Origin of the sequence: Bacillus sp. EKM202B, assembly GCF_011066025.1 — a bacterium.
Taxonomy (GTDB): Bacteria; Bacillota; Bacilli; order Bacillales; family Bacillaceae_G; genus Bacillus_A; species Bacillus_A toyonensis.
The window spans coordinates 22,422-33,598 of the sequence record NZ_JAAMNK010000013.1; the positions used below are offsets into that span (position 1 = coordinate 22,422).

The 11,177-nt window shown below is 34.3% G+C and carries 14 protein-coding genes; 7 read left to right on the plus strand and 7 right to left on the minus strand.

What is annotated here, in order from left to right; genetic code table 11:
- Positions 1 to 4: 4 nt before the first annotated feature.
- Positions 5 to 1,186, plus strand: a complete 1,182-nt coding sequence (dltD, locus tag G9F74_RS16490) for a D-alanyl-lipoteichoic acid biosynthesis protein DltD (RefSeq protein WP_000782332.1) — start codon at positions 5 to 7, stop codon at positions 1,184 to 1,186.
- 40 nt (positions 1,187 to 1,226) lie between these two features.
- On the opposite strand, the gene G9F74_RS16495 is transcribed toward dltD, so the two are convergent.
- A complete protein-coding gene (locus G9F74_RS16495; protein WP_000558696.1) occupies positions 1,227 to 1,451 on the minus strand; it encodes a hypothetical protein in 225 nt (74 codons plus the stop codon).
- Positions 1,452 to 1,698: 247 nt separating this feature from the next.
- On the opposite strand from G9F74_RS16495, the gene G9F74_RS16500 reads away from it, so the two are divergent.
- Positions 1,699 to 1,905 carry a hypothetical protein gene (locus G9F74_RS16500; protein WP_002093687.1) on the plus strand — a complete coding sequence of 69 codons (207 nt, stop codon included), beginning with the start codon at positions 1,699 to 1,701 and terminating at the stop codon, positions 1,903 to 1,905.
- Between the two features lie 159 nt (positions 1,906 to 2,064).
- Here the strand turns inward: G9F74_RS16500 and uptA are convergent, their stop codons facing one another.
- A complete protein-coding gene (gene uptA, locus G9F74_RS16505; protein ID WP_016108580.1) occupies positions 2,065 to 2,670 on the minus strand; it encodes an undecaprenyl phosphate transporter UptA in 606 nt (201 codons plus the stop codon).
- 274 nt (positions 2,671 to 2,944) lie between these two features.
- Between uptA and G9F74_RS16510 the strand changes: the two genes are divergently transcribed.
- From G9F74_RS16510 to G9F74_RS16520, 3 genes are read left to right on the plus strand one after another with little or no spacing between them, the layout of a single operon-like run.
- Positions 2,945 to 4,060 (plus strand): HD domain-containing protein, encoded by a 1,116-nt coding sequence (locus tag G9F74_RS16510; RefSeq protein WP_000557836.1) that lies wholly within the window; start codon positions 2,945 to 2,947, stop codon positions 4,058 to 4,060.
- Between the two features lie 38 nt (positions 4,061 to 4,098).
- Positions 4,099 to 4,596, plus strand: coding sequence for a GNAT family N-acetyltransferase (locus tag G9F74_RS16515; protein ID WP_000383784.1), 498 nt, complete (start codon positions 4,099 to 4,101; stop codon positions 4,594 to 4,596).
- 54 nt (positions 4,597 to 4,650) lie between these two features.
- Entirely contained in the window at positions 4,651 to 5,487 is an 837-nt protein-coding gene (locus tag G9F74_RS16520; RefSeq protein WP_000680864.1) for a metallophosphoesterase family protein, read from the plus strand.
- 174 nt (positions 5,488 to 5,661) lie between these two features.
- On the opposite strand, the gene G9F74_RS16525 is transcribed toward G9F74_RS16520, so the two are convergent.
- On the minus strand, positions 5,662 to 6,426 hold the full coding sequence (locus tag G9F74_RS16525; RefSeq protein WP_016108579.1) for a DUF1836 domain-containing protein: 765 nt from the start codon (positions 6,424 to 6,426) through the stop codon (positions 5,662 to 5,664).
- Positions 6,427 to 6,684: 258 nt separating this feature from the next.
- On the opposite strand from G9F74_RS16525, the gene G9F74_RS16530 reads away from it, so the two are divergent.
- Together G9F74_RS16530 and G9F74_RS16535 are read left to right on the plus strand one after the other, a co-directional pair.
- Entirely contained in the window at positions 6,685 to 7,134 is a 450-nt protein-coding gene (locus G9F74_RS16530) for a hypothetical protein (RefSeq protein ID WP_000914475.1), read from the plus strand.
- Positions 7,122 to 7,430 carry a YxcD family protein gene (locus tag G9F74_RS16535; RefSeq protein WP_000447764.1) on the plus strand — a complete coding sequence of 103 codons (309 nt, stop codon included), beginning with the start codon at positions 7,122 to 7,124 and terminating at the stop codon, positions 7,428 to 7,430. The genes G9F74_RS16530 and G9F74_RS16535 overlap by 13 nt, the downstream gene beginning before the upstream one ends.
- Before the next feature lie 24 nt (positions 7,431 to 7,454).
- Here G9F74_RS16535 and G9F74_RS16540 read toward each other — a convergent pair whose 3' ends face one another.
- The 4 genes from G9F74_RS16540 to G9F74_RS16555 form a co-directional block, all read right to left on the minus strand.
- Positions 7,455 to 8,690 (minus strand): NAD(P)/FAD-dependent oxidoreductase, encoded by a 1,236-nt coding sequence (locus tag G9F74_RS16540; RefSeq protein ID WP_000567614.1) that lies wholly within the window; start codon positions 8,688 to 8,690, stop codon positions 7,455 to 7,457.
- Positions 8,687 to 9,019, minus strand: coding sequence for a (2Fe-2S)-binding protein (locus tag G9F74_RS16545; protein ID WP_000087054.1), 333 nt, complete (start codon positions 9,017 to 9,019; stop codon positions 8,687 to 8,689). The genes G9F74_RS16540 and G9F74_RS16545 overlap by 4 nt, the downstream gene beginning before the upstream one ends.
- A complete protein-coding gene (locus tag G9F74_RS16550; protein WP_000182283.1) occupies positions 9,016 to 9,288 on the minus strand; it encodes a (2Fe-2S)-binding protein in 273 nt (90 codons plus the stop codon). The genes G9F74_RS16545 and G9F74_RS16550 overlap by 4 nt, the downstream gene beginning before the upstream one ends.
- 224 nt (positions 9,289 to 9,512) lie before the next feature.
- Positions 9,513 to 11,174, minus strand: a complete 1,662-nt coding sequence (locus G9F74_RS16555) for a sigma-54 interaction domain-containing protein (protein WP_016108578.1) — start codon at positions 11,172 to 11,174, stop codon at positions 9,513 to 9,515.
- Between the last annotated feature and the right edge of the window lie 3 nt (positions 11,175 to 11,177).

Here is an 11,177-nt window from a genome sequence, read left to right on the forward strand (position 1 = left end):
TTTAATGAAGATGAAGCATGCTTTCGGACCAATTATTTTAGCCTGTGTACTTTTTTTCATTGTATTGCTTATTCCGTCTAAAAGTTTAGTATCGCTAATTAGTGATAAAAAGATAGAAGATGCGGCAACGTCCTTACAAAAAGAAAAACTACAAAGTGTTTTCTTACAACAGAAAATGTTAGAGAATTCGCAGTATTTACCGATGTACGGTTCATCTGAATTTTTACGAATGGATGCATACCATCCATCTAACTATTTCAAAGTAAATCCAGCAGGTTTTACACCATTTTTAATTGGAACTGGCGGTACGCAAAGTTTAGCTCATATTTTAAATATGACGTCTACAATGGATGATTTGGAAGGTAAAAAAGTCGTCTTTGTTCTTTCGCCACAATGGTTTACAAAAACGGGTGTATCACAAGGAGATTTTACTAATAATTTCTCCAAACAACAAGCATATCATTTTATTTTTAATGATGACATTAAACCTGAAATGAAGAAGCAGATCGCGAAACGACTATTAGATTATAAAGTTGTGCAAAAAGATGATATATTAAAAAATTCATTAGAAGGTATTGTTTATAATGATACGAAACATAACATAAAAGCAGGTCTAGCCAAACCACTTGCTTATATGTACCGAAACATTTTAGATCATAGAGATTTATTTAATTCTTTATTTAAGATTGAACCGATGAAAGAGAAAACAAATATGGGACTACGTTCAATTTCTTGGGAGAATGCACGTAAACATGCGGAACAAGAAGGGCAAGCGGAGTCTACTACAAATACATTTGGAATTGAAAACCCGTATTACTATAAACATAATTTAAAGAAAAAATTAAAAGGCCTAAAAAATTTTAGAGCAAATGAATCGTATGATGAATCACCAGAATATGATGACTTACAAATTGTTTTAGATCTTTTCAAAGAAAAAAATGTTAAGCCACTCTTTATCTCTGTACCTGTAAATGGACCTTGGTATGATTACGCTGGTTTCCCGAAAGAACGCCGTGAAGTGTATTATACAAAGGTTAGAGAGCAAGTTGAGAAAGCAGGGTATCCAGTAGTCGATTTCTCTAGCCATGAATATGATAAGTATTTCTTAAAAGATACGATTCATCTAGGCTGGAAAGGCTGGATCTATTTTGATGAAGCTGTGCAGAAGTTTTATTCTGAGAAATAACAACTAAGAAACAGGAACGGCTATGAGCTGTTCCTGTTTCTTAATAAAGAGGATTTTGATGTGGGCAATTCGGAAATGCGTGTATATCTTGAATTTGTCTGAAATCATAATGTTTCATCGCGAACTGAGATTGGTAAAGGTATTCATACACATATAATTGGCCATCATGTGCTGAACATAATACCCCAGTAGTTCCTTGCCCATTCATGAAGGAAATGCCGATAGGGCGTCCAATTAAGTATGGTATTTTTTGTTGCCAGTGCATTGGGGGAGTCACTCCTTTTTGGGATAATATACGAAAGGAATGCCTAAATTGTTGCTTATCCATGTAAATATGGGGGCTTTTCATACAATTTCTAGAAGGTGTTATTAGGAGTGGGTTATAAATGGCGGAAAGGAATGAAAAATGAAGAAAGAAAATATTATGGATGAAAAGTTAAGTTTAATAGAATGATGTTAAGCATTGAAAGAGGGATGTGATTTCATATTTTATCGTTCGAGACGAGTTTGTAATGAAATATCGAATTTCTTATTTTCTAAGTACTCAATCTGTACCTAATGTTTCGATAGATGTAGAGCAAATGAATAAGGGTGCAAAAAGATATGCGAGATCATGTATTTCAAAAGAAGAACAATTAGATCAATTTAGTGTTACTCATAAACAATTAGTGGAGCAAATTGAGCGGATTCCCACCCGATATTTTTATAATGACTACTAATTTGATACAAAAAAAGTAAGATTAATTAATTACTTTTCATTACTCATTCAGCATGACTTGAAGCATAAAGAGGAAATAATACAATTTTTAATACATAGTCGAGCCTATAATAAAAACCGCTATAATTCTGAATGAATTTTTAGCGGTTTTTTTATTATCTTAAGCAAGTTTTTTACGTTTTTTTGTCCACTTTTTTATTACGAAATATAAAAGAATAAGTACGACGCCACCGATAGCGAATGATTTCACATACGGTCCAGCAATATCATTAATATTCTCCCAGTTTTCACCTAGTTTTTTACCTAAATAAATAAAAATAATAGACCAAGGGATGATTGCAAGTGCCGTTAACGTAGTGAAACGTAGTAATGGCATTTTTGTAATACCAGCAGGGATTGAAATCGCATGACGCACTACCGGAATGAAGCGAGCTGTGAAAATTACGCCAGTTCCGTAACGATTAAACCAATCTTCGGCAGCATCGATTTGTTTTTTATGAATGAAAATATATTTTCCGTAACGTTCTAATATAGGGCGTCCACCGTATCGTCCAATCCAATAAATAAAGATTTGAGCAATAACGCCGCCAATAGTACTAAATACAACTGCGCCTATAAATGAGATGCTACCATTGAATACTAAGTATCCTGCATAAGCGAGAACAATTTCGCTTGGAATAATCTCGATCATAAGTCCAAGCATAATGCCCCAATAACCTAATCCTTCAAAAAACGTTAATACTGAGTGAATAAAACTACTTAACATTGTTGCACCTTCTAATGTATGGATTTTTGAATATACGCCCTTTTACTTAATGATATAAAAGGTTCACTATGTGTAGATTATACCTTATTTATATAGGGGATTGCTATTTCAATTCTTTTATGTCTCGTATAAGTATTATAGTAAAGGATATAAGCCAAATTTTCATGCGGAAATAATGAAAAGTTCATTAAAAATTTCTCATATATTAATGAAAATAGACTGAAAATTAAGTATAATAATATAGGTTTTAATTTACAAAATAGGAGGAGAATGTATGCATGTTGCAGATCCAATTTATGGCCCAATCTCTATTCATGATATAGATATCCTTCAATTGATAGATACAAAAGCATTTCAAAGGTTGGCCTATATTAAACAACAAGGACATACTTATTTTTTACATGAGAACGCAATACATACGAGGGAAGAACATTCGATAGGTGTATATGTACTAGTAAATAAAGTGATCGAACACCTTACTGAGATTGGTGATATACATTTATCGAAATATGAACGAAAGCTAGTATCTACTGTAGCTCTTCTACATGATGTTGGACATGGTCCGTATTCACATTGTTTTCAGCAAATATCAGGTGAAGATCATGGTGAGTGGACGATACGAATCATTCAGGAGGATGAAAAAATACGCGCGATTTTAAACCAAACTCCTGGATTATTAGATGATGTAATGAAAGCTTTAACAGAAGATGGAGTTTTTCCAATTATAGATGAACTATTATTTAATTCATTAGGAATGGATCAATTAGATTTTTGGAATAGAGATTTATATTATTCCTCGCTTGAATTCGAGTGCTTGCGAATAGAAGGATTGATTGCTAATATGCGTTTTATTAACGGTAAACTGGTTATTGCAGAACAAGGAATCCCGTACATTGAACAACTAATGAAAATGAAAAAAGGGCTTTACAATAATGGCTTTGGCCATCCGTTTGTAGTAGGGAAAGACTTATTGTTGCAATCCATTTTTCAAAAGATAAAGGAGAAAAATCTTTCGTTCCATACTCCTGAGATACAAAATTTCTTTTATAAAAGAAAGCAGATAGAGATAGAGGACTTTCTTCCGTTACAAGATGAAATGATTATAAATGAAATAAAGTGCTTTGCAAAATCAGATGACATAGAAATAGCAGAATTAATCCATCTTTACTTCTCAGCAACTAAAAGTTTGTCATTTGAAAAAGGAATAGAGGGCGATTATAAAAAGGAAAATAGCACCGCAGTGGTAATAACTGAGAAAAAGGCTTACAGTTCATACGTAGGTGGTATTTATGTTTATAGTGAGGGGCAGCTAGATGACATTTTAGAAAAATCGAATTTCATTCAAGAGATAGTAAAATTGCCTAAAAAAGAATATGCGTATTTTTTTTAATTAGGTGTAGTAATTTGAAATGTAGATGAGGTGAAAATATGGATTGGCATGAACGTTTATTACAAATAGATGATTTATCAATTATATTAGAATGGTATAACAATGAGGAATTACAAAATATAGCAGATGTGAAATCATTTAAGCGATATACAATTGAAGAGCTTCGGCAGTATTGGACTGAAAAATTGTCGCGGTCTTATGCGAGCTATCATGTAATAGTAGTAGAAGATGAAGTAATAGGGAGAGTCGGATTAAAAAAGAAGAAATATGAAGATGCGTACATGATGGAATACTCTATCCTCATTGGTGTTTCGAATTTATATTCAAAAGGGCTTGGAACAGAGATTACAAAGTATTTTATTAGTAAATCATTTTTAGATCCTGATATAGAAGCTGTTGTATTACAAGTTAGGGAAGATAATAAGAGGGCCATTCGTTGTTATGAGAAAGCTGGATTTAAAAAAGAAAAATCGTATATAGAGAATCAAGTGAAAGTGTATGATATGCACAGAGTTAAGAAAGGAGAAACAATATAGAAAAATACACGCAGTTAATTCGGAATATAATGTTAATTTAGGGGGATGAAATACATGAAACATAAAATTGCTGTACTGGCAGATGTACATGGAAATGCAACTGCTTTAAAAGCAGTTATCGAAGATTCTTTGAAAGAAGGTGTGACTGATTATTGGTTTTTAGGAGATTTAATTATGCCTGGTCCTGGATCGAATGATTTATTTGAAATGTTAGATAGTGTTAACGTTGATACTTATGTACAAGGAAACTGGGAAGATAGCTTTCTTGACGTTCTTAATAAAAACATTGATATTGATAACGCAACCGATATTTATGTTTCTAGATTAGTTCAGTATCAATGTGAAAACTTGGATAAAAACTATATTAATCATATTAAAAATTTACCATTACATATAACAAAACAGGTTAATGATTTATCAATAAGTATTAGTCATAATCTACAAAATAAAAATTACGGAGGGGATTTATGGCCCACTAATAATCAAGAACAGTTTGATCGGTTATTTGATTGTGATTATGATATTGCGATTTACGCTCATACCCACCATCAATTGTTGCGCTATAGTAGCAATGATCAATTAATTATTAACCCAGGAACAGTTGGACAACCTTTTTACAAGTGGAATAAGCTAAACTCTGACTTACGTGCTCAGTATGCAATTCTTGAAATTGATGAGGCAGGGATTACTGACGTGAGGTTTAAAAAGGTTTTTTACGATGTAGAAAAGGAATATAAAAATGCCACTAATAAAAATCTTCCTTATATTGATTTATACCGTGAGCTGCTAGAGACAGGAAAAACTCATACGCATGATATTGAATTATTACAAGAAATTAATGATAAATATAATTATAAAAATGAAGTAATTAAGTTTATCGAGAAAATCTGATAGGAATTTAATAGAAAGAAATGAACATTGTTGAATGTTAGGTTAGTAATGATTTTTACATAATCAAGAGCTATTGTAGAACGAAACTTAAATGTAAAATGATTTGTGTAGTTTATATTGATTGAAAACAAGCATCCCCCTGTCATATACGTAGGACAGGGGGATGCTTGTTTTTTACTGTTTCACATCTAAGTTTTGTAAAAATAACGTTGCTGTTACGTAACGTTTCGCTAACATTTGTACATATGCGGTATGTACAGAAAGGGTCGCAATAATAATAGCGTTACGAATTGCTTCGCGTTGTTCGTTATTAATTTGATCGAACTTTCTTGCGATTTTATCAGCTTTTTCTTTTACGATATTTTCAATTGTATGAACGGTATCTGTTGCATTTAATTGTAAGCAATTCCCTTGATTGAGTTCTTCAAATAGAGAAGAGTATGCTACATATAAATGAACAGGATTGATTAAATCATCACTTCGATCGGCTGGGTCATTTACAATAAGGCGTAATAGCTTACGAATGGATTCAAAATCAAGTGCTGTTTTTAAATCTTCGACAATAAATAGTAAGGCTGCTTGTTCAATTGAATATTTTTTCCCTTTTTGAGGAGAGCCAATCATTTCTTTTATATCTCGTTTCACCCAGTTTTGCATAGCAGTTACAGAGAAACTTGTGTTTTCAATCTGATTGCCAAGCGCAACTATTTCATTTAAAGAAAAACCGACATCAGTATCGTCAATTTTAATCAGCTTTTCAAAAATAGGTGAAAGTGCGGTAGTAATAAAAGCTGTAACGCTTTGTCCGCTTTCAATATCTTTTTTATGTGACTTTGCCCAAGCTTCTTGTAAAATACCGAGAGGCTTTTTCGTATTCCATCCTCTTAGTGATAGAAGAAGGGTAGCCATTTCGTTTCGTGTGAGATGAAATGTTTCCATCTTTTCACCTCCAAAATAATAAAAAGTTCTTATGAACTTATAATATGTTTTGTTTCATTTAAAGTCAATTCTGTTTTGCTTAATTTTTCCTTTGTGACCAAACTGTTGAAAGTAAATAATACTTGCATATTTCGACAAAAGTTCATATAATAAGTTCATAAGAACCTTTAAAATGTTCTTAAAAACAAATCTATCATTCTAAATTTACAAGAAAGATAGATTTCACATATATCTATATAAAAGGAGAATGGATATAATATGTTGAAAAAACTTGTAGCAGTAATGACAGCATTCATGGTTATCTTTGGAGCTAGTAGCTTCATGTTTGTAGATCACGCAGCAGCGAAGAGTTACAAATCTGGTAAAAAATCATTTACACCAAGTTCAGGTCAAAAGTCAAAAGTTGATTTAAACAAAAAAGACTCAAACGTGAATTCTCAAAAAACGAATCCAGATTCAAAAACAAAAGCAGCAAACACAGCGCCAAAAAGTAATAAAGGAAGCTTTATGAAAGGTTTATTACTAGGTGGTCTTGGTGGTTTACTAATGGGTAGCTTATTTGCAAATATGGGAGCTCTTGGTTCTGTATTAGCGTTTATGGTAAATATGTTAGTAATGGCTGGTATCGTAATGTTAGCAGTTCGTGCATTTAAATACTTCAAAGATCAACGTAAGAAAAAGGCAGATGAAGTAGCATGGAAACAATAAAAATTTCTGAGCAAGAGCTTATAAATGCGCTTTGCGTATATATCGCTGAAAAAAGACAAGTGGGTCCAGAAGAAGTATTAGTTGAACTAATGTATGATGATGAGTATGGTTTCTCTGCTGAAGTAGAGGTAAATGGTCGTCAACAAATTTTAATTCAAGCGAACTTAATCGAGGCACTACGCTTATTACTTGACAGAGAATACAATGTCAATTCATTCGCAGCAAGATTACAACTTGAATTAGATGATGAAGAAGGCATTTATGCATTAGCGAAATTTAATAACTCGGATGAGTAGTGAAAAGAGCTGTTGAGAGTAATCTCAGCAGCTCTTTTTAGTATGTGCATATGTGGTGGAATAATCACGCCAAATTTCATTCATCTTTCGTCTACCAGCATCAATCATTGGATTAAACTGAATCGCAGCATGATGGCGTACGGTGTGAACATGTTGGATTGCTTGTTGTAAGTGTTGTTCAACTGAATTTGATTTTATATTAGCTTGTTTTACGATTGAATATCCAGCGACACTCCCTTGCGCCATCGCGATTTTCCCACTTTCAATCCCAGTAATATTTCCGGCTACAAATAAACCTGGAAGAGAGGTTTCCATTGTTTCGGAATGAAGAGGGACGTGTCCACCTAATTCTGGGATGTAATGGAAAGGGCATCCAGCTACAGCAGCAAGCTCAGCAAGCGGATATAAACCTCCAGCGATACAAACGAAATCTGCCTCATATATCTTCTCTGATCCATTCATAATGTTTCCTTTAGAATCAATAGTAGCAACACGAACACCTTCAACTTGATCTGTTCCAATAATTTCAAGTGCAGCTTTCCGAAGATGAAGTGGTGTCCCGTTTATTTTCATTCCGTTATTTGGATAGAAGGTTAATCCGGCTTTTCGAATCCAATCATATTTCATAAAACGGCTACCTATACGCAAAAAAGCAGAAGGAGCGAGATGAGCTGCATTTAAAAGGGAGTTCAAAACTTCTTCTGGTTCACCCGCTTTTTGGCTTAACTCACTTTTTTCAGGTAGTACGATATGATCCACTTTAATTCCAGCTAATTGCAATTCATTTAAAATGGCGAATGATAAAATGTTAGCACCAATAATGATTCCTTTTTTTCCGACTTGCACGCGATGAACATTTGTCATAACTTGAGCCGCTCCAATTGACATAACTCCTGGAAGTGTCCAGCCAGGAAGGGGGATAGAATACTCCGCAGCGCCAGTAGCAATTAATACGAACGGAGCTTCTAACATACCGATATTTGTATGTACGAACCAAGAACTATCATCTTTATCTAAATTATAGACGGAAACACCGCACCGAATATCGACTGACAATGATTCGGCTTCTTCGTAAAGACGTTTTGCTTCTTCAATTCCGTTCCACCATTCTCCAGTAGGCTCTTGATGTAACTGTCCTAACAATCTCCCGCCAGGTTTCATAAATTCATCAATAACAAGTACGTTAAGTCCAAAACGTGCACAAGAGATGGAAGCTGATAATCCTGCCGGCCCTGCACCAATAATAATTACATCGATCATCGCTTTTTCACCATCTCTCTCACGATATTTGGATGCTGTTTTCCGCTTTCAACAATCATATCGTTTTCTACAACTGTTAAGCATGCGCGTACATTCGTTTGATTATTTACTGTCACACGGCATTCTGAACAATGACCGATATTACAATAAATACCTCGCGGGTTCCCGCTATCTTCATGTACGCGTAGCGTTCGTATTCCATTTGCTAGCAGGGCAGCAGCAATTGTTTCATGCCCATATGCTTCATATTGTTGCCCGTTAAATTGAAAAGTGATGCGCTGACTATTATGTAAACTACCTAAAATAGGGTGATGTGTAATTCTACTCATTTATTATCACCTACCGCTCCAAAGGTAACAGCACGTATTGGTGGTTGATATTTTAACGGTATTTCATTAGGAGTTACGTCAGGATTTGCACTTTCAATCATTCGATCTAACATCATTCTACATGTGCGGCCACCGCAAAATCCCATACCGGCACGTGTTCTTAGTTTTAATTCTCTTGCCGAGCATTTATATTCAGCAATTGTCGATTGAAGTTGTCCGTATGTAATCTCTTCACAACGACAAACAATTAAGTTCTCTTTATTCGTCATATGTATTCCTCCTCTAGTTCGGTTTGCACAAATTATAATGCAAAAACTATGCCAATATAGAGGAGTTAAGAATTATCCCGCATTAACGGGCAGTAAGACCCCACCGCAAAATCCAGCGAAAGTAAAGAAGTTAGGAGGGGGATCAACTGCCCGTAAAAGCCTGATTGGTGAGGGCTGATAATCAAGTGGGGATGAACAAAACCCCCACTGATTAAAGTTTCACTTTATTGTAACCCAAGTTTTTTTAAACGATTATATAAAGTGGCTCGCGTTACCCCAAGTTTTTTCGCACATTCTAATTTATTCCCCTTTAAAATGTGTAAAGCTCTTTCAATTACTTTTTTCTCATGCTCAACCATCTCTTCTTGTAAAGAAAGAATCGTATGATTATTGCTGAGTAATAGGGAATGAGACGTATGATTGTCTATAGTATCATTTGTATGAAATGGTAAATATTCTTGTTTTATAATACCGTCTGTCGCAAATACGACGAGTCTCTCAACTACATTTCGAAGTTCACGAATATTACCAGGCCAATCGTAATGAAGTAGTTCATGCATAATGCTTGAAGGTAAGTCACGAATAGGTCTGTTATAGTTAATCGAAAAATCGTTTAAGAAAGAGTATGTTAATTCAATAATATCTTCTCGTCTTTCTCGCAGCGGTGGAATCTGTAAGCTAACTACATTTAAACGATAGTATAAATCTTCTCGGAAAGTTCCTTTTCGCATTTCTTCTTGTAAATCACGATTTGTAGCAGCGATAATACGGAAATCAATATTTATTTCTTTCTCTCCACCAACTCGATAATACTTTCTTTCTTGCAATACACGTAAAAGTTTCACTTGCATATCGAGAGGCATTTCACCTATTTCATCAAGGAACAAAGTACCACCTTGAGCGAGCTCTATTTTACCTTTTTTTCCTTTACTATTCGCTCCAGAAAACGCCCCACGTTCATATCCGAATAATTCACTTTCAAATAAAGCTTCTGGAATTGCGCCGCAGTTAATTGAAATGAAAGGCGCCTTTGCTGCCTCACTTGCTTCATGTATTGCTTTCGCAAATACTTCTTTTCCGACACCGCTTTCGCCGAGTATTAAAACGGTTGATTTCACTGAACAGACCTTTCTAGCTAATTGAATAGTCCTTTGTATAACAGGGCTTTTTCCATTCATCGCGAGGAAAGGATCGGATGTATCTTTATATTTTGCTACTTCTTGCTCTAATCGGTGCATTTCATGTGACATATTAAATAGTTTTTCATTCAATACAACTTGATTTGTCACATCTGTTTCTGAAACGACTGCTCCTATAATTTCATCGTTACAGTAAACGGGGTTTGAATTTATTAATACGAACAAATCAGGACGAGGCTGATGGAATTGAGCGATTATACTTTTTCCGTCATGCAATGATTGCAAGATTTCCAAGTCTTTATAATCAAAAAAACGAGTAATTGGTTGTCCAATAATTTCATTATGATTAACCGAAAAGATTTTTTCAGCACCATCTGTCCACGTACGGACACATTCTTTTTCATCAATGACTGTAACAGAAGAATCAGTCGTTTGAATTACAGTGTTATAAAAAGATTGTAGCTCAGTGTAAGACTTATAAAGAAACGGAATCATTTGCTGAGCCGTTATACAACATATTGGCTCTTCGTTTTTGTTAATGATGACAACGGCTAATGCATGTGAAAGTGCATCAATTAAAGTAGTGAACGAGTCGTCCTCATATATATAGCCGCAACTATATTCTTCTGTAGTAGAAGGGAGGTAATAAAATGTCCCATCTACTGTGTTAATGTGTTTCATGTTACTTGTACAATCGATAGACAAAATTTTCATAAACTCTTTGATTGTTGGAAATGAAAATGTCATAGC